The organism is Okeania sp. SIO2C9, from assembly GCF_010672455.1.
Lineage (GTDB): Bacteria > Cyanobacteriota > Cyanobacteriia > Cyanobacteriales > Microcoleaceae > Okeania.
Genome location: NZ_JAAHGO010000023.1, coordinates 74,403 through 93,786, shown reverse-complemented (window position 1 = coordinate 93,786; position 19,384 = coordinate 74,403). Strand labels below are relative to the sequence as shown.

11 protein-coding genes are annotated in these 19,384 nt (G+C 37.6%); 5 read left to right on the top strand and 6 right to left on the bottom strand.

Annotation, left to right across the window (positions count from 1 at the left end; translation table 11 throughout):
* Positions 1 to 220: 220 nt before the first annotated feature.
* The 6 genes from F6K23_RS19265 to F6K23_RS19240 form a co-directional block, all read right to left on the bottom strand.
* Positions 221 to 7,126 (bottom strand): glycosyltransferase, encoded by a 6,906-nt coding sequence (locus F6K23_RS19265; protein ID WP_293158821.1) that lies wholly within the window; start codon positions 7,124 to 7,126, stop codon positions 221 to 223.
* A gap of 102 nt (positions 7,127 to 7,228) precedes the next feature.
* A complete protein-coding gene (locus F6K23_RS19260; protein ID WP_293158819.1) occupies positions 7,229 to 7,651 on the bottom strand; it encodes a type II toxin-antitoxin system VapC family toxin in 423 nt (140 codons plus the stop codon).
* On the bottom strand, positions 7,641 to 7,904 hold the full coding sequence (locus F6K23_RS19255; RefSeq protein ID WP_293158817.1) for a hypothetical protein: 264 nt from the start codon (positions 7,902 to 7,904) through the stop codon (positions 7,641 to 7,643). The genes F6K23_RS19260 and F6K23_RS19255 overlap by 11 nt, the downstream gene beginning before the upstream one ends.
* A 90-nt stretch (positions 7,905 to 7,994) precedes the next feature.
* Complete coding sequence (locus F6K23_RS19250; RefSeq protein WP_293158815.1) at positions 7,995 to 8,336, bottom strand: M48 family metallopeptidase; 342 nt, start codon at positions 8,334 to 8,336, stop codon at positions 7,995 to 7,997.
* Positions 8,337 to 8,599: 263 nt separating this feature from the next.
* Entirely contained in the window at positions 8,600 to 8,728 is a 129-nt protein-coding gene (locus F6K23_RS19245) for a hypothetical protein (protein WP_293158813.1), read from the bottom strand.
* A gap of 49 nt (positions 8,729 to 8,777) precedes the next feature.
* Complete coding sequence (locus F6K23_RS19240; protein ID WP_293158811.1) at positions 8,778 to 13,448, bottom strand: glutamate synthase-related protein; 4,671 nt, start codon at positions 13,446 to 13,448, stop codon at positions 8,778 to 8,780.
* Positions 13,449 to 14,788: 1,340 nt separating this feature from the next.
* Between F6K23_RS19240 and F6K23_RS19235 the strand changes: the two genes are divergently transcribed.
* The 5 genes from F6K23_RS19235 (at position 14,789) to fusA (ending at position 19,249) form a co-directional block, all read left to right on the top strand.
* On the top strand, positions 14,789 to 15,202 hold the full coding sequence (locus tag F6K23_RS19235; RefSeq protein ID WP_293158809.1) for a phosphomannose isomerase type II C-terminal cupin domain: 414 nt from the start codon (positions 14,789 to 14,791) through the stop codon (positions 15,200 to 15,202).
* A 31-nt stretch (positions 15,203 to 15,233) separates the two neighbouring features.
* The gene (locus tag F6K23_RS19230) at positions 15,234 to 15,557 is read left to right on the top strand and encodes an iron-sulfur cluster assembly accessory protein (protein WP_293158807.1); all 324 of its coding nucleotides are present in this window, start codon (positions 15,234 to 15,236) and stop codon (positions 15,555 to 15,557) included.
* A 570-nt stretch (positions 15,558 to 16,127) separates the two neighbouring features.
* The gene (gene rpsL / locus F6K23_RS19225; protein ID WP_124146104.1) at positions 16,128 to 16,502 is read left to right on the top strand and encodes a 30S ribosomal protein S12; all 375 of its coding nucleotides are present in this window, start codon (positions 16,128 to 16,130) and stop codon (positions 16,500 to 16,502) included.
* A gap of 120 nt (positions 16,503 to 16,622) precedes the next feature.
* Positions 16,623 to 17,093 carry a 30S ribosomal protein S7 gene (gene rpsG / locus F6K23_RS19220; RefSeq protein WP_293158805.1) on the top strand — a complete coding sequence of 157 codons (471 nt, stop codon included), beginning with the start codon at positions 16,623 to 16,625 and terminating at the stop codon, positions 17,091 to 17,093.
* 80 nt (positions 17,094 to 17,173) lie between these two features.
* Positions 17,174 to 19,249 carry an elongation factor G gene (gene fusA / locus F6K23_RS19215; RefSeq protein WP_293158804.1) on the top strand — a complete coding sequence of 692 codons (2,076 nt, stop codon included), beginning with the start codon at positions 17,174 to 17,176 and terminating at the stop codon, positions 19,247 to 19,249.
* Positions 19,250 to 19,384 lie beyond the last annotated feature (135 nt).

Here is a 19,384-nt window from a genome sequence, read left to right as displayed (position 1 = left end):
AATTGAGATGCACCCGGTTTTCAGCTCTTTATGCTCAAAAAGTTAGCATTTTGGGCAAGAGTATAGCCAAAAAATTACTCCCCTACTCCCCTAATTCCCCGCTCCCCTACTCCTTAAAAAATACTTTTTCAGCAAACCTTATTTAGTGCCTGCTAAAGTGCCAACTTTCAGTCACTGGAGTTGTTAAATACTGATATTTTGAGCAGACAATATTCGATCCCTAATTATCTGATGCTAAATATTCCTGAAATACTTTTTGAAATAAATATCCCATTTGAGTAGAGTAATAGCGACTATCCAAAAACTGCGGATTAGCCTGCATTTTTGTCTCTATTCTGTCTCGATAAGCTGCTCGTAAATCATAATTATTTCCCAAATTAACTGCTAATTGAATATAACTATCTTCACTATCTGCAATTAATTCTGGTATCTCCAGATAGCGCAACAAAGATGCTCCCCTCCGAGAGCGAGCTGATTCTTTTTGCATAACAACAGTAGGTAAACAAATCTGTAATGGATCGATTAATGAAGTCATCCCAGAAAATGGATAAGCATCTAAATAAATATTTGCTAGTTTCAAATATTCTTTAATATCAGCACGATTTGGTAAAGCATTGAGAAAAAGTAGTCGCTTTTCACTAACTCCATACTTACTTAAAGTAGCTGAAAATCGCTCTTGAAAAGCTTCAATTGGATAAGTTGGTGCCCAATTAGGATTAAATGGATATAACAGGAGCATAGAGTTAGGAACTTGAGCAATTATTTGTACCCAAGTTGCTTCTACTTCTGGGATTATTTTATAAAAATTAGCACCTGATATATAAACTACTGTATTCTCATCAATATTTAGTTCTTTCCTACTAATAGTTGTTGTTACCGACAATTCCTTTTCAGTCCCAAAATCAAAACATTGATCTGGTCCGTCTAAAGTTACTAATTTTTCTGTGTAATGTTCTTTAGCATTAGTTTCTGAGTCAGTAAGTTTGCTTGAAATATAGCGATCGATATGACGCATCCCCGTAGTAACAGGAGAATTCATTCCCACAATTTGTATTCGTGCTAAACGATGGGATGCTAACAAAGTTATGGCATTAGTTTGGGAAGTAATATTAGTAGAAATAAACAGAATATCTAACTCATCCTTACGAATAGCTTTTACTTGAAGTTCGAGGTCTTCTGGCAATTCAATTGCTGCATTAGCATGGTCGAAACAATATCTTTCCAGAGGATGACCGCTTGCTTGTAAATAATAGAGAATAATTTCAAATTCTTCCCTGTTTAAGTGCTTATATACAGGCAAAGTAGCAAAAGTTTCTGGATGAGGAGCAAAATTATTGGCAATAATTCCCAGACGAATCTTCTGGCGATCGCCTGTTCTTTCTGGAAAGTTGTAATCTACCTGATACCCTTCAATTTTTAAAGCAAATTCGATAATTTCTGCCCGTTTTTGATAAATTTCTTTTAAATTTGCTTGACTAAAATAGAGAAATAATTTTGCTTTGAGAGTAAACCATTTAGCTATTTGATGAGCAGTCTGATTATCTGGGTTTTGGAAAATAAAAGAATGAATATCATTGACTACTTTTTGCGTCTGTTCGTAGTAACTTTCTACATCTCCTATTTGTCTAAAAAAACCTAGAGGTTGACCACTTTCAATCGTTCCTTTTTCTAAAATTTCTAACTCACTTAAAATCTTTTCAGCTTCATCTTTCTCAGTTAATGATTCAGATTTAATTTTGTTAATAGATTGATTCTCAAAATTATCCTGCTTGGGAATAATTTGTTTTGATGATAAATCAATCCAATCCAACTTTTCTTTTAAGCTATCCACCGCTATCGATGGAATGCTGTCTGCTTTGACTTGAACCTTTACTTCCTCATTCTCATGCTCTAACTTAATTCGACCTTGTAACTGAGGAATTAAAGCAGACCATTGCATTTGACTCAACTCCCCAACTAAAACAATTTCTGGTCCCTCATCTACCTCTAATTCTGACTCCATTAACAAATTCATCGCCACACTAGATAAAATTAAATCTGCATCTTCAGCAGAAATATTGCTGTTATCTATTAATAGAGTCATCTTAGCTTTCTCTGGATGAGTCACCAGACTTTTGATTACTTCTTGCAATTCTAATCCCACCGTTTCTTCCGGTTGCGACCAATCTGGGAAAATAATCAAATTAATTTCACTTAGTTTAAAAAGTTCCCATCCACCAGTTTCTAGCTTAATAGCTCGCAACCTCTCTATACCTTGAATCTCATAAACAGCCAGATTTTCATCGACAACAGTTATCGCTTCCTCATTCTCATGTTCTAATTTAATCCGACCTTGCAACTGAGCAATTAAAGCAGACCATTGTATTTGACTCAACTCCCCAACCAAAAAAATTTCTGGTCCTTCATCTACCTCTAATTCTGATTCCATTAACAAATTCATCGCCACACTAGATAAAATTAAATCTGCATCTTCAGCAGAAATATTACTGTTATCTATTAATATAGTCATCTTAGCTCTATCTGGATGAGTCACCAGACTTTTGATTACCTTTTGTAATTCTAATCCCACGGTTTCTTCTGGTTGCGACCAGTCTGGGAAAATAATCAAATTAATTTCCCTGAGATTCAAATCCCCTATGTAGGGGCGAATGGCATTCGCCCCCACTTTCATTAAAGCAGCACTCATAATATCTGCCATTTTACCCCAAGAAAACTGCTTCACTTGTTCTAAACCAGCAGAAATTAGAGAATTACGAACTTTTGGCTTTTGTACTTCACACAGCGCGTCCGTTAAACCATCAACATCATTAGCATCAACATATATAGCAGCTTCCCCTGCAACTTCAGGAATAGAAGAATTAGCACAAGTAATCACCGGACAACCACAAGCTAATGCTTCAGCAACTGGCATCCCAAAACCTTCGTATAAAGAAGGATAAACTAAAGCTACTGCACCAGAATAAGCAACTTTCAATTCCTCATCGCTGAGTATCAGTGAATGTAAGACACTACCAGCAGTATATTCCCTATATTCGTTAGCAAAGTTTAAACCACTACCAGTGCAGACTATTTCAAATCCTTGTTTGCTGTATAGTTGGGCAAAAGCTCGGAAAAATAAAATCGCATTTTTATAGTTACTACCAGCGCCCACCAAAAGAAAATAGGGTTTACTAATACCGTACTTATATTTAAACCCATTTATTTCTGTTGTTGTAGCAGGAGTAAAAGTGGGAGCAACGCCGCAATGAGCTACAGTCACTTCATCCGGTTGAATATCTGGGAAAAACTTAACTAGATCGCGGGCAGTGCTTTCTGAGATGGAAATGTAGGAGGAAGCATGACTAATAGCGTGATGTTTTTCTCGCCACATGGCTTTGTTTAAGTCAGTTTCCAATGCTTCAGGAATCATATCATAAGCCATAAATACCGAAGGTGTAGATATGGGAGTCGTGTAGTAAGTAGAGATAAATAAATCTGCTCCCTCTTCATCGCAGACTTGCTGTAGCATTTGCTTGTCAGCGTCAGTATTGTTGTAGTTATATGCCGGAATTTGGCGATACCGGATGCCAGGAATTTTAGGTGAAGTGTTGACGCGATCTAGTACAATTATATGCTGGGCAAATTCTGTTTTCGCCCATTCTGCTAATACAGAGCGCCACACACGAGCAATACCCGTACTATAAAGTTGGAAAAATACACCATCAATAAGAATAGTTGGCGATCGCCTTTCCATCTTTACTGGTTGTTGTAAATATTCTGGTTGCAAGAATTTCCAATTATTTCCAGTTATATCTTTTTGCACCAGTGGAACTATACCTAATGATTCAGCGCGATCGACCATTGTGTTATCTCCTACCCAGGCAAAATATTCGCGCAGGTAAACTGGGAACTTAGTTTGTGACTGCAAAGCTTGCCATTGACTTACTGCATTCCGATAACCGTAGTATTGCTGTTTAAAGCTTAGTTGTTCTGGAGTAACGTAGGCAAAATGTTGGAAAATTAAACCTTCTTTTTCCGTTTCTGGGTGCATAAAAGGATTAACAGTGGCAACATTCTTTTGTTCACCGTCCGGCAAATTTTCTACTAATATTGGTGGTTCGTGAGCTGCCCAAACATACCCTGGTTTAAACCTCCAAGTGCGTAACCAATCTTGTTTAGGATTTTGAGCGTAGCAGTTGCGGGTACTAATAACCAAATTTTCTCCTACAAAATACCAACACCAATAAAACGCTGCTGTTTTTTCTGGATTTTTAATAAACAACTTCCGACTATTACAAATCTGCTCTAAACTCCAAATTTCATCCACATCGACCTGCCACAACAAACATTCTTCTTTGATATTTGCTAAAGGTGCATTCACCATTTCCCGTTTGCCATCCCAAAATTCCCCCTCTGGTTTGCGGTAAATAGTGATATTATCCGGATATTTGGCTGCAAGTTCATCTAGATATTCTGATGTACCATCTTTACTCCTACCTTTTTGATGAATTTCATCAGTTATTTTTCCGCCTAGTTGCAAGCTCCAACCTGTATCATGTTTTAAGTCGGCGACACCTTCAATAATATGCCAATGCCATTTAAAAGGAAGCTGTTTAAAAATGTCAATATGGTAACGGATAAATGGTTCGCCATTAATAACAATGGTAAAGAAATTAATGGGTAAATCTAAATCTTGACTAACTATTTTTTGCTCGTTTCTCTTAAAAATAGAATATCCATTACGCACTAATAAATTTTTAGCTACTAGGTCATAATTTGCATCTGCTAGTAACCGACGATGACTTTTATAATTCTTGAAAGTATTGATGTCATCCAGCATAATGTATTTTGCACCATAAACTTGCTCTAGTTCTAGACTACCTGTAAATTCTGAACCGTCTATTAATACTGCATCAAAACTATCAATTTTATTTTCTTGCTTTATTTTGTCAATTCCATTATCAGTTAATCCTGTCTCTATGACATACTTTTTCCCCTCATTAAACCACCTTAAAACAGTTTCTAGGGGGTAGTTATTCAGCCCACTTTTGTAGCCTTGATAAAAATCAATTACTTCTTGTTCTTTTGGTATGTCTTTAACATCAACTGATGAAACATTATAGGGTTTCACAAAATATTGATGTTGATAACGCTTCTCTAGTTCTTTGAACCGAGTTTGAGAAACTTCTATGCAAAATAAAGTAGGATTATTGGGATTAGCACTTATGCCTTTAACTAAAGCTTCGGTGCTACCTTCTCCTGATGAAGAACCTATTTCTAAAACAGTTTTAATATTTTTTTCTCTGACAATTTTTTCAATCGCGACATAAAATTCATCATTTTTGATTTCAGGAGGAATTATTCTTTCTAGTGGCGATTGATATGAATCAGTCATATTTTTTTTACTGTCTATTATTTGTTGTTTCCCGAGTTTGTTTTTTAGTTTTTCTAGTACAACCAATAACCCATTGTTTTTAAATTTTTTCCGACCTGGATATAATCTTTCTAAATTCTCTTTAGTATTCTCATCAATAGGATTTTCAAATATTAATTCTACTTGGTTACTTAAAAATTTACTTGCTTTAATAATTTCTAGATAATCTTCTGTAAAATAACGATTAATATGAGGTGAATTATAAACATAATCAACCATCAATTCTGCTGTTTCTTTATCAGTATATTGGTATAGGTAATGGCATAGTTCATCAGGCTTCATTAACAAATGTCCCCAAGGAGGAATAGGCGAATTACCAAAGTCAAAAACTTTGCCTGCTCGATCGGTTATTTTTGGTAAATGATGACCATCGTATGCTGACCAAATAGGTGAAAACATAGAGAATAGTTTGCCTCCTGGTTTTAAAGCCAGAAACATTTTATCTAAAGCAGCAGATAATTTATGAATATGCTCAAAAGTTGCAATAGAAAAAATTAGATCGTATTTTCCATAGTATTCTTGGGGAAGGTTTTCTATGTTTTCCAAAAAAAAGTTATATTTTTCTAGTTTTCTATTATCAAAACCTAAATTAGAAGTATCTTTAATATTAGGAATAATTGTTCCCCTATGAGATAAACCTCCTGCTTCCTTGAGGGACTCTTCATAATCTGGAGTTTCTATTGCTGACCAAGACTTAACATGAAGATAATCAAACACAAATTCTGGTGGTAGACTCCCACCAACTTCTAAAACATCTTTACCTTCAAAACCTACTAAATCTTGACATATACGGGCAAAAGTAACGTGATAACTCAAGTGAAATTTAGCTTGACATTCAGCTATATTAGATTCTGTTAACATATAATTATTTTTAGGTCTGGGGTTAGTTACTTGAAAACAGGAAAGTCCTAAGCAAGACTCTTTCTCGCTAGGTAATCCTCCTCTATCTAAAACTTTAGTATCTTTAAAAAAGACTGACGTACAATTTTTGTAAGTGTACCCCGGAATCATTCCATAGAAATCTATTCTTTTATATCCTTTTGATTCTAAAAGTTTTACACCCAAGTCGTACCTACAATCATCTGTATTATCAAAAATAATAAACCCTGTTTCTTTGAGCTTGCTTAAGCTAAATTCTACACATTTATTTCTATTAATACCATCTATAATAATTACATCAAAGTAGTTATTTTGATATCTATTGATGTTGGCTGCATATTCTTCTTCATTCTCACTAAGATTGAGTTCTACATTTTTGGGCATTTTTTCCTGAAGATAAGAAAACCAATTTCGATTACTTTCAATCGAAATCACCTGTAATACTCTTTCAGCCCACCACAATGTTGATTGCCCGCTTCCGTATTCAAAAACTCGAAAATTTGATGCTATCTTACTTTCTATAAACTCTATAGCTGGATAGGTGTACCACGGAATAGGTTTTGAATCATAATTGATAGGTAAACCAGTCATTAAAGACTTTATCCAGCCTGATGATTCTGGATAACTTATACCAGGTGGTAAATTTTGTGAAACATCAGACCAATCTATAGATAAAATAATACTATGGGCTAGGTTTATATTGATTCCACTCCTGACTAAATTAGAGTTATTAGTAATTAATTCTTTATATGACTGTGCTGCTTCTTTAAATTTGCCTTGCCTAAAAAATTTATGAGCTTTTTCTAATTCACCCAATACTTTATCCTTTGACATTTTTCATTCCTTTAATAATCTTTATTTTTATCTCTAGCAATCCCGTTTGTAGCCTTCAGCTATATCAAATTTTCCAAAGGATCGCCCCAACGAATATATTAGCTACATTAATTTAATAAATCCAGCTTGCTCAAAATGTCTATCAGATGTAAAAGCTTCTGTAATACCTTCTTGCCTCATCACAACAAAACTAATACAATCAGTTAATCCCCAATCTTTATCAGAATACTGATGGTAAATTTCCCAACCTTCCTCTAATAAGCTTTGTTCTAAAGGGATAATTTTAATAATATCTGGAACTTGTTTAATTCCATTAATATACGCATAAGTTTGTTGACGTAGATGAGTTTTGCATAAAGCATCAGCTACTTCTAACAAAATAAATTCTGTTGTTACTAAAATAACTTGCTGTTGGTTCAGTCTAACCAGAATTTGTTTAGCTTTAGCTGCTAAGTTATCACTACTATTAATCAAGGCTATCCAAGCTGATGTATCCACAAAAACTTTCTGGGAATTAATCATCATGCTTTGGTGTACCATACAAATAATAATCGTGTTGGTCTGCTAAATCTGATATTCCTGTTTCCATCTGACAACTTTCTATCACAGAGAATAACTTATCCCACTCGCCTTGATTTTTTGCTTCTTGTTCATTTACAGTTTTAGAACTCGTCGCTACATCTAAGAAAGTAATAATAACTGGGTGAGATTCGGGATAAAAAACTGGCTCACTTAGATGAACCACGCCATCTTTAAAAATACCTTTTATTGACTGCATAATAAAACCAATAGTAAATAGTAATCATCGAATAATCTATGACTTTTTCTCAACTCATAATATCAAATAAAAGAATAATATTGGTCATTTTCATAAATTATTCTCTCCAACCTCTAACCTCACCTGCTCCAACACCACTTTATAATCTTCCCTCTCAGGATACAAATTCACTAATTTTTCCAGAGGAGCGATCGCCCCTTCCTTATCCCCCATCTCCAACCTTACTTTAACCAACCCCTCTAAAGCAGTCACATTTTCAGGTTCCCGCTCCAACACACTCTCATATCCCCGCGCTCTTTTCTGCAACTGCTCCTCTACCGACACAACTGCTGCTGTCTCTACCTGTGGAGACTCCTGAAAAGCACTCTTAAACATATTTGCTATCCCAAACAAGGCTGTACCACCAAAAGATACAATCCCAATTAGGGACATTATCTTTTTCAATCTCTTACTTCGTTGCTGCCGGGCTTCCATATACTGTTTTTCTGTACTTTGCATTTACTATTTTACTCCCAATTTACTTTCTCCAGTTTTCCCAATTTTAGCCAAAAAGCGATCGCTTAAGCGATACGGATCATTATCGCTCCCTCATATTTCGTCCCTTGTCCCAGAAAATTCCTGAAATAAGAGTTTCTTTTCTGGCCAACCTCACTCATTATTATTTTTAATATTTACAATTATAGCGATCGCTCTTCCTATTTTTTCCAATTATTCGGTTTCTGTAATTTTCCCCAAACATTTCTCAAATTTTCTGGTATTTCTTTGGAATATTCCACAATATTTTGTGCTTTGTCTCGATCAAAAAAGAGGCGATCGCTATTCATCGCCCCTACAATTATTCAATACTCTACCTTCAGTTTGAACCTGAATATTCTAAACCTTCACAGCAACCTTCTCCTCAGCACCAACACTTGCTTGTGGTGTATCAGCTTCAGAAGGAGGCACAATTTGATAAAACTTCGGCAAATACTCAGACCAACTCGCCAAAATAATTTTCGCTTTCTCACTTCCAGTCCGATCGACGTGTAATGAAATCAAATCCTGCAACTGCGCCTCACCTTCTGGCGTACAAACACGTTGAATAGAAACGATTTCATTATTCACCCTGGCTGGAAAATCACCATCCTCGTCCAAGAAATAAGCAATTCCCCCAGTCATACCAGCGCCGACATTCCGACCTGTCTTACCCAAACAAACAATCACACCACCAGTCATATATTCACAAGCATGGTCGCCAGCACCCTCAATAACTGCCTTACCCATAGAATTCCGGACAGCAAAACGTTCTCCTGCTTGACCATTTGCAAACAAAATTCCACCAGTAGCACCATACAAACAAGTATTGCCAATAATTACATTTGTTGCCGGGTCGTAACCAGTTTTGGCAGGTGGCTTAATAATAATCTCTCCACCGTGCATTCCCTTACCAACATAATCATTCGCCTCACCTCGTAATGTTAAAGTCATTCCTGGTAAGTTGAAAGCGCCAAAACTCTGACCCGCACTACCATTAAACATCAGATTAATCTGCCCTTCAAAACCAGTATTACCATAACGCTCGGCGATCGCTCCTGCCAACCTTGCTCCCACTGTACGGTCGGTATTGACTAACTTTATTGTCTTAGTAACAGTTCCCTGGTTGCGAATTGTAGCCTGAATTTCTCGGTCATCCAGTAGCACATCATCTAAAACAGAGCCATTGCTGTGAACAGTTTCATGGTTTAACCAACCCCGGTCACTGCGAGTATCAGGCAATTTGAGCAAACAATCTAAGTTTAAAGCTGCTGTTTTTGTTAACTGTACATTTTCCCGTACTTTCAGCAAGTCAGCACGACCCATCACTTCACTTAGAGAGCGATAACCTAATTTTGCCAAAATACTCCGTACTTCCTCAGCAATAAACCAGAAGAAATTAACAACATTTTCTGGGATACCAGTAAACCGCTTACGCAGTTTTTCTTGCTGAGTTGCCACACCCACCGGGCAACTGTTGGTATGACAAATCCGTGCCATGATACAACCTTCAGCAATCATAGCAATAGATCCAAAACCAAATTCTTCTGCTCCCATTAAAGCCGCCATGAGTATATCCCAACCAGTCTTCAGACCGCCATCAACACGGAGAGTCACCCGGTCGCGTAACTGATTAGTCATCAATACTCGATGCACCTCGCTCAAACCCAACTCCCAAGGACTACCTGCGTGTTTAATTGAACTTAAAGGGGAAGCACCTGTACCGCCATCGTGACCAGAAATTTGAATCACATCAGCATTTGCTTTTGCTACACCAGCAGCGATCGTACCAATACCAATTTCTGCTACCAACTTCACTGACACACCAGCATTAGGATTAATTTGGTGAAGGTCAAAAATTAATTGTGCCAAGTCTTCAATAGAATAAATATCGTGGTGAGGAGGCGGTGAAATTAATGACACCCCAGGTTTAGAGCGACGTAATGTAGCAATATAAGCGCTCACCTTTTTACCTGGTAACTGACCGCCTTCCCCTGGTTTCGCCCCCTGAGCCATTTTGATTTCAATTTGTTTGGCATTCATCAGATATTCTGGGGTAACACCAAACCGACCAGAAGCTACTTGTTTGATGGCGGAGGAAGCTGTGTCACCATTTCGTAATCCCTTGAGGTGGGGGAACAAAGTGGATAAACCTTCAGCATCTACATCATCCAACACTTTAAATCTTGTGGAGTCTTCTCCACCCTCACCAGAGTTAGACTTACCATTAATACGATTCATCGCGATCGCCAAAGTCTCATGAGCTTCCCGTGACAATGCTCCCAGAGACATTCCACCAGTACAGAAACGTTTCATTATTTCTGCTACGGGTTCCACTTCTTCTACAGAGATGGGAGAGCGATCGCTATTAAAATCCAACAAATCCCGCAAAGCAGTTATAGGTCGCTCTTGCAAAGACTTCCGGTAAACTTCATAGTGGTCGTACCCCGATTTTTCTGGCTGTTTACCATTGCCATTACTATTATTAAAAGTAGCAACTGCTTTATGAAGTGCTTTCGCCATCTCCGGACTATTCATGTGATATTCCCCAGTGGGGCGATATTGGACAAACCCATAATTCTCTAACTTCTTAATATTCAATTCTGGGAACGCTCGACTATGGAAAGCGATCGTCTCTTGTGCTAACTCTGCTACTGTTAAACCACCTACCCGAGAAGTAGTTCCTCGGAAAGCAAGTTCCAGCAAATCTCCACCAATACCGATCGCCTCAAAAATCTGTGCACCCTGATAAGAAGACAACAAAGAAATTCCCATTTTAGAGAGAATTTTCAACAATCCTGCTTCTACTGCTTTGCGATAATTTTTTTGAGCTTCTTCGATAGTAATTTTTGCAATTTTACCCCGTTCCATTTGTTTTTGAACTGTTGAGTTCGACCACCAAGAACGCACAGATTCTAATGCTAAATAAGGATGAACTGCACTAGCTCCATAACCAATCAAACAAGCAAAATGATGGGTACTCCAACATTGAGCTGTTTCTACCACCAAAGACACTTTCATCCGTAACTGTTCTTTAATCAAATGATGGTGAACTGCACCCACAGCTACTAAAGGAGGAATATAAGCAAACTCCGCACTAATTCCTCCTTCCATTTTGTCAGACAAAACAATAATTTCCTGACCATTTTTAACTGCTGTTGCTGCTTGTTCGCACAAATTATTTACTGCTATTTGTAATCCTTCCGGTCCATTAGCTATAGGAAAGACAGTAGATAAAGTTTCTGTCGCAAATTCTGACTCGTAAACTTCCCTTAATTCTGCTTCATTTAATAGTGGCGATTCTATCTTTAATAACCGTGCATTTTCTGGGCTAATTTCTAATAAATTCCCCCGCTTACCTAACAACATATTTAGTGACATTACCATACCTTCCCGGAGAGGATCTATAGGAGGATTTGTCACTTGAGCAAACCTTTGCTTGAAATAGTCATACAGCAAATGAGGCTTTTGAGAAAGCACTGCCAGAGGAATGTCATCTCCCATACAAAATGTTGGCTCTTTCCCTAGATTTGCCATATCAGAAATTACCATTTCTAGGTCTTCTAAACTATAGCCAAAAGCTGTTTGTGACCTCAGCAAAATTTGTGAATCCAACTTAGTATTAGTAACAAAAGGTTGCTTTGTTATCTGCTTTCTTTGTTGTAACCATTCTCCCAAAGGAAACTGCTTACTAATACGTTTTTTAATCTCCCAATTTTTCAGAACTTCATTAGTCGCTAAATCTACAGCAATCATTTGTCCCGGTCCGAGGCGACCTTTTTCGACTATTTCTGCCTCTGGTATTTCTACCACTCCTGCTTCAGATGCCACAATTATTAGATCGTTATTTGTAATGCAATAACGTGCTGGTCGCAAACCATTCCGGTCTAAAGCTGCTCCTACCTGTTTGCCATCACTAAACACCAATAATGCCGGACCATCCCAAGCTTCCTGCAAACCACTGTAATATTCATAAAAATCAACAATTTCTGGATATTCTGACAAGTCCGGCTGATTTCTGTATGCTTCCGGCACCATGATCATCAATGTTTCCAGTGGTGAACGTCCGGAACGTACAATTAATTCCATCACGTTGTCTAGATTTGCCGAATCACTACTGTCAGCATTTACAAAGGGTTTTAATTCATTTAACCGCGCTCCCCAAGTCGATGAACTTAGGCTAGACTCCCGAGCTTTCATCCAGTTAATATTTCCCAACAGAGTATTAATTTCTCCATTGTGACCAAGCAAACGCATCGGTTGAGCCAGAGGCCATCGAGGCATTGTATTTGTGCTGAAGCGTCGGTGGTAAACTGCAAAGGCGCTCTCGTAAGCTGGGTTTTGCAGGTCTGTGTAAAACTCTCCCAGAACAGCTGAACGCACCATTCCTTTGTATACAATAGTGCGACTGGAGAAAGAACAAATATAAGCATCTACTCCCCAAATAAAATCCTCTGCTTCTAAAGCACAACCAATATTACGCCGTATTAAGTAGAGCGATCGTTCTAAATCATCACCTTGCAATGTTTCTGAAGTTACAATTAGCTGTTCAATTTTTGGTTGATTTGCTCGTGCTTGTGCTCCTAATACTTCTGGTCTGACTGGTACAACTCTCCAACCAACCACTTTTAAATCTTCTTTAGTAATTACTTTTTCAATTATTTGGCGTGCCTGTGCTGCCTTATCTTCTGTTTGGGGTAAAAATATCATTCCGATCCCACAGCATTCGGGATCTAATTCCCAATTTTCAGACAGTAATTTCCACGGAATTTGACTCATTAAACCAGCTCCATCTCCTGAGTCTTGGTCAGCACTACAGCCACCACGATGTTCTAAGCAGGTGAGAGCAGGTAAAGCTTGGATAATTATTTCATGACTCTTTTTTCCTGATGGATGAGCAATGAAACCTACTCCACAAGCATCTCGTTCGTCTACTAGCCATCTTTGCCCGTTATAAGTTTCTTTGTTTGCTTTGAGATTTATGGGCGCGGAGATTTGTTTGTGTTGGGAATCGTTACTGATTTGATTCATGTTTAATTTACTCGCAATATTGTAAACTTTAAGTAAGGGTTTCACCATAAGTGTTCATCTCATCCCATTGCTATTTGCTTGGGATACATACACTAAAAAACAAGCCACACAATTGATTGAGTGAAAATTTAATATTTTTTGAAGGTTAATATAATACTTGGTATAATATTTCGTGCTTTCCTCATTATTCTTTATAAAGATATAAGATTTGACAAAAATAGCAAGCTATATTATTAAGCACGAAAGCCTACAAAACCGCTGTTTTGCTATTTTCTCAACTATCTTAATGATTCCTTCAAAATAATTATGATACAAAAAATACTCTAAGTTATACTCAACTAATGTATTATGAAACACGCAGCTCACGCTAATTTCTTGTTTGTCGATTAAGTTAAATTTTTAAGTGCGATCTTTCCCAATTATGTTTTAACCTAATATGAATATGAGCTTGAATCTTGCTTTCATGCTTATCGCTTATAGCTCATCATTTAGTTAGAATTATTTTAATTATTATAGTCCAGTGTTTATTAGATCGAGTAGGCTTATATATTTTTTAACTTTTTGACCATGATCATATTTAGACTTTAGATAAAAAATATTTACTTATCAAAATAATATGGGTCGCGCAACCCCGCCGGGAAATGGCGATCGGGTTTTTGGAGAGTTCCTCAAATCCCCGTTACAAAAATAACTTCTGTACGTCGCCAATCCGACGGCTCCCCTATCTGACTTCTGACTTCTGACTTCTGACGCGCGTTAAGGACATACCTCTAAAATTAGGCCTTACTTCTATCATGGTGGCCTTATACATACTCACAGTATAATTTTTCAGGATCGAGTTAATTATGATACTAGAGTAAATAGTATACATAGTGTATAAAGCTCGAAAATATCTATGATTTTTAAACAGCTTAAAAAATCTGAAGCAGAATTAAGCAAAACTTAGTTATGAGGGCTATAGGCACTAGACCTCTTTAAGAATTCATCTCAAACCCTTGGCATACCTGGGCAAAAACTAAGTTTTCACCAGATGTCTACTATAAATAGTTTTTGATTTTCTCTAACTCTATATATCTAGATAGATATATGAAGATTTGATATAGATATTCAAAAAGCTTGAATAGGGGGTGACAGTAATAGGGGTAATTTTGCTATGGTTGATATGGTATATAATTTGACTCGACCCCTAGATTATTTGTCTTCAGTCCAAACCTCTAGAAGTACTAGGCGGGAGAATTATTTGTTTACCAGATTTTAGAGATATAGTCTCTCATAATCTCTGAGTTCAGGAGATTATAAATAACCATAAGTATTTTATTTTTTTTGGAGATAGTCAAAAAATGGTACAACAAGTTAAAGAAGTAGCCCAAACTCCTAAATTGTCTATACCTTCTTCCTTAAAAGGACTGGCTACCACCGAACGTCCTTGGGGATCGTTCACAGTTTTAGAAGATGGACTTGGATACAAAATCAAGCGAATAGAAGTCAAACCAGGCCATAGACTTAGTCTACAAATGCACTACCATCGTAGCGAGCATTGGATTGTTGTTTCAGGAACTGCTAAGGTTGTCTGCGGAGACAAAGAAGAAATTCTGCAAAACAATCAATCTACCTATGTACCTCAATGTACTTCTCATCGCTTAGAAAATCCAGGAGTTATTCCTTTAGTATTGATTGAAGTACAAAATGGAGAGTACCTTGGAGAAGATGATATTGTTCGTTTTCAAGATGATTATGCCCGCACAAAGTCCTAATTTTAACTTGTAAGCAAAAAAAAATTTGTGAATGATTAACTTGAGCGAAGCAGCAGTCCAAGAAATTATTCGTCTTAGGTCCAAACATCAAAGCCCAAATTCCTTATTTCGTTTAAAGTTTAAATCTGGTGGCTGCTGTAGTTTCTCTTACATAATGGAGTTTGACGAACAGTTAGCTAGTAATGATCGAGTTTATGACTGTGGGAAAGTTAAAGTCGTAGTTGACTCTCAACAACTAAACTATCTGAATGGATTAACCTTGGACTATTCTGAGGACCTTATGGGTGGAGGCTTCCGATTTAACAACCCTAATGCTAAAGCTACCTGTGGTTGTGGAAATTCCTTTTCGATTTGATGTTGACAAAAACGTATTACTAACCTATAATTAAAGATTGTTTGTAAAGTTTTTTAGAATAACAAGGGATAAAGCAAAAAATTAATGTTTTGATAATTTCCCTAAACTTCCTGAAAAATAGGCCGTTGCACCAAAGGTTCCTATGGCGCAACGGTAATTTATTCCTAATAGTTAAAGAGGCTAATTTATAAAGTGGATATTTTTTTAAATATCAAAGTAATTTACCAAAATATACTTCTTCTTTAAATAGTTATCAGCATTTTCCGTACCGGAATGCTCTGCAAACAGCACTCACCTTTCAGCAGGCTAAAAGCTTGGGTTTAAATCCCCGACTTCTTCTCTGTGAGCTTGTCGTTTAATTTGAGGAGGGGTCGCGTATCACCTTTGCGCAAAGCTAACTGCTAAAAGCTGAACAGGTGTTTGCGGATAATTCCAGAACGAAACGCTTTTTAAATAAATTATTAGGAAAAAAATTGGGAACAAATTTTCTAAGTAAGCTCGCCCAAAAGTATTATATTTTGTAGCGAGGGGATTAAGAAGAATCACAAGAAAAACTGTTACTCATAACTCATGCCAACAATCCAACAACTAATTCGTTCAGCTCGTCAAGAAACTCAGAAGAAAACTAAATCTCCGGCTCTTAAAAGTTGCCCTCAACGTCGTGGAGTATGCACAAGAGTATACACCACTACACCAAAAAAGCCTAACTCAGCTCTCCGTAAGGTGGCTAGGGTACGTCTAACTTCGGGGTTTGAAGTAACTGCCTATATTCCTGGTATTGGTCATAACCTACAAGAACACTCTGTAGTTATGATTAGAGGTGGTAGGGTTAAAGACCTGCCTGGTGTGAGATATCACATTATTCGTGGCACATTAGATACCGCAGGAGTTAAAGATCGTAAACAAAGTCGTTCTAAGTATGGGGCGAAAAAGCCTAAAGCTTAAGTTAGTAGAATGCAAAATTCAAGAAAACATTAGCTAAAATTAGTATGTAATAGATATTGAATTTTGTATTGATAAGTCAAATATAAATTATTTAAAGTTTAGTTTATTGGTTGTGATAATATGTCTCGTCGTAGAGTTGTTCAAAGACGTCCTGTTCCTCCAGATGCACAGTACAATAGTCGATTAGTAAGTATGATGGTACGACGCATAATGCGTCACGGTAAAAAATCTTTAGCTTTTAATATCGTGTACGATGCGTTTAAAACTATTGAAGAAAGGACAGATTCAGACCCTTTAGAGCTATTTGAAAAAGCAGTCCGGAATGTAACTCCTTTAGTAGAAGTTAAGGCTCGTCGTGTGGGTGGTGCAACATACCAGGTGCCAATGGAAGTACGCTCAGATCGTGGAACTAGCCTAGCTCTGCGTTGGTTGGTGCAATATTCTAGAACGAGAGGGGGAAAAACAATGGCCATGAAATTAGCAAATGAGTTAATGGACGCAGCTAACGAAACAGGTAATGCAGTTCGTAAGCGAGAAGAAACTCATAGAATGGCAGAAGCAAATAAGGCTTTTGCTCACTATCGTTATTAAGAAGAATATAACCACTTGTCCCTAAAATATAGAATTTTAATTAAGCGTAAAAATCTGAAGCACAGATAAAGGAGGTAACTGTGGGACGTAGTATGCCACTTGAGCAGGTGCGAAATATTGGTATCGCAGCTCATATAGATGCGGGTAAGACAACAACAACAGAAAGAATCCTATTTTATTCCGGTATAGTACATAAAATGGGGGAAGTTCACGATGGGACCGCAGTTACCGACTGGATGGCTCAAGAGCGAGAACGTGGAATTACTATTACTGCAGCTGCTATTAGCACTAAGTGGTTAGACCATCAAATTAATATTATTGATACTCCAGGACATGTAGACTTCACAATAGAAGTAGAACGTTCTATGAGGGTTCTGGATGGAATAATAGCTGTATTCTGCTCGGTAGGAGGAGTACAGCCTCAGTCAGAAACTGTCTGGCGTCAAGCAGATCGTTACGAAGTGCCTCGTATGGCCTTTGTTAATAAGATGGATAGGACAGGGGCTAACTTCTTCAAGGTATATGAGCAAATTCGCGATCGCCTCCGAGCTAATGCAGTCCCGGTCCAAATTCCTATCGGTAGTGAAAATGAATTTAGGGGAATTGTAGATTTGGTGGGGATGAAAGCTTTTCTCTACACCAATGACCTCGGAACAGATATTCAAAAAACGGAAATTCCAGCAGAAGTAGAAGAGTTAGCACAGGAATATCGCCTGAAGCTAGTTGAGTCAGTAGCAGAAACAGATGATGCTCTGACAGAAAAGTACCTTGAAGGAGAGGAATTTACAGAAGAAGAAATTCGTAAAGCTCTACGTCAAGCCACTATTAAAGGTACAGTTGTACCAATGTTATGTGGTTCAGCTTTCAAAAATAAAGGTGTTCAACTTCTACTTGATGCAGTAGTAGATTATTTGCCTGCTCCGACAGAAGTCCCAGCAATTGAAGGAACATTGCCAAATGGCGAGCTAGGTACAAGACCTTCAGATGATGAAGCTCCTCTAGCAGCTCTGGCATTTAAAATTATGTCAGACCCTTATGGTCGTCTCACCTTTTTGCGGGTATATTCTGGAGTCCTTTCCAAAGGTAGTTATATCCTCAATTCTACTAAGGATAAGAAAGAAAGAATTTCTCGCCTAATTGTTCTCAAAGCTGATGAAAAAATAGATGTAGATGAACTTCGGGCAGGAGACTTGGGGGCAGTTGTAGGTATGAAACATACCTTGACAGGTGATACTGTTTGTGATAAGGATAATCAAATTCTTCTAGAGTCTCTTTATGTTCCTGAGCCAGTTATATCTGTGGCCGTGGAACCCAAAACTAAACAAGATATGGAGAAACTATCTCAGGCACTTCAGGCTCTTTCAGACGAAGATCCTACATTCCGAGTTAGTATTAATCCAGAAACTAACCAAACAGTAATTGCTGGGATGGGTGAGCTTCACCTGGAAATTTTGGTAGACCGGATGCTGCGGGAATATAAGGTGGAAGCTAATGTGGGTCAACCACAGGTGGCTTATCGAGAGACTATTCGCCAACAGGTTGAGGCCGAAGGTAAATTTATCCGTCAAAGTGGTGGTAAAGGTCAGTATGGCCATGTAGTCATAGAACTGGAACCAGGAGAGCTAGGTAGTGGTTTTGAGTTTGTCTCCAAGATTGTTGGAGGGACAGTACCTAAAGAATTTATTAGTCCAGCAGAACAAGGAATGAAAGAGGCTTGTGAAGCAGGGGTTTTGGCTGGTTATCCATTAATAGATGTTAAGGCTACTCTGGTAGATGGATCTTACCATGATGTGGATTCTTCGGAAATGGCTTTTAAAATTGCTGGCTCTATGGCAATTAAGGAAGGTGTTACTAAGGCTTCACCTGTGTTATTAGAGCCAAAGATGAAAATTGAGATAGAAGTACCTGAAGAATATATTGGTAATATTATCGGAGACCTTAACTCTAGAAGAGGACAAATAGAGGGGCAGGGAGTAGAATCAGGTATGGCTAAGGTAACAGCAAAAGTTCCTTTGGCAGAAATGTTTGGTTATGCTACTGACATGAGGTCAAAAACTCAAGGTCGTGGTATATTTTCGATGGAATTTAGTCACTATGAGGAAGTGCCTCGTAATGTGGCAGAGACTATCATTGTTAAGATCAAAGGATATCTCTAGCAATTCTGAAATTTATTTAGTTCTTAGATTAAAATTTTAGTTTTGGGTTGAATAATGTGAAAATAGAATAACTGACCACTAAATGAAAACTGACAATTGACTAAAAAAATAGGTGATTGTCTAGAGCAACAGCCA

What these genes read in the sequence shown, in the direction of transcription:
- F6K23_RS19240 (WP_293158811.1), bottom strand. Translation starts at nt 13,448, where the DNA reads ATGAATCAAATCAGTAACGATTCCCAACACAAACAAATCTCCGCGCCC.
- F6K23_RS19250 (WP_293158815.1), bottom strand. Translation starts at nt 8,336, where the DNA reads ATGTCCCTAATTGGGATTGTATCTTTTGGTGGTACAGCCTTGTTTGGG.
- F6K23_RS19245 (WP_293158813.1), bottom strand. Translation starts at nt 8,728, where the DNA reads ATGAATAGCGATCGCCTCTTTTTTGATCGAGACAAAGCACAAAATATT.
- F6K23_RS19265 (WP_293158821.1), bottom strand. Translation starts at nt 7,126, where the DNA reads ATGTCAAAGGATAAAGTATTGGGTGAATTAGAAAAAGCTCATAAATTT.
- rpsL (WP_124146104.1), top strand. Translation starts at nt 16,128, where the DNA reads ATGCCAACAATCCAACAACTAATTCGTTCAGCTCGTCAAGAAACTCAG.
- F6K23_RS19260 (WP_293158819.1), bottom strand. Translation starts at nt 7,651, where the DNA reads ATGATGATTAATTCCCAGAAAGTTTTTGTGGATACATCAGCTTGGATA.
- F6K23_RS19235 (WP_293158809.1), top strand. Translation starts at nt 14,789, where the DNA reads ATGGTACAACAAGTTAAAGAAGTAGCCCAAACTCCTAAATTGTCTATA.
- F6K23_RS19230 (WP_293158807.1), top strand. Translation starts at nt 15,234, where the DNA reads ATGATTAACTTGAGCGAAGCAGCAGTCCAAGAAATTATTCGTCTTAGG.
- rpsG (WP_293158805.1), top strand. Translation starts at nt 16,623, where the DNA reads ATGTCTCGTCGTAGAGTTGTTCAAAGACGTCCTGTTCCTCCAGATGCA.
- F6K23_RS19255 (WP_293158817.1), bottom strand. Translation starts at nt 7,904, where the DNA reads ATGCAGTCAATAAAAGGTATTTTTAAAGATGGCGTGGTTCATCTAAGT.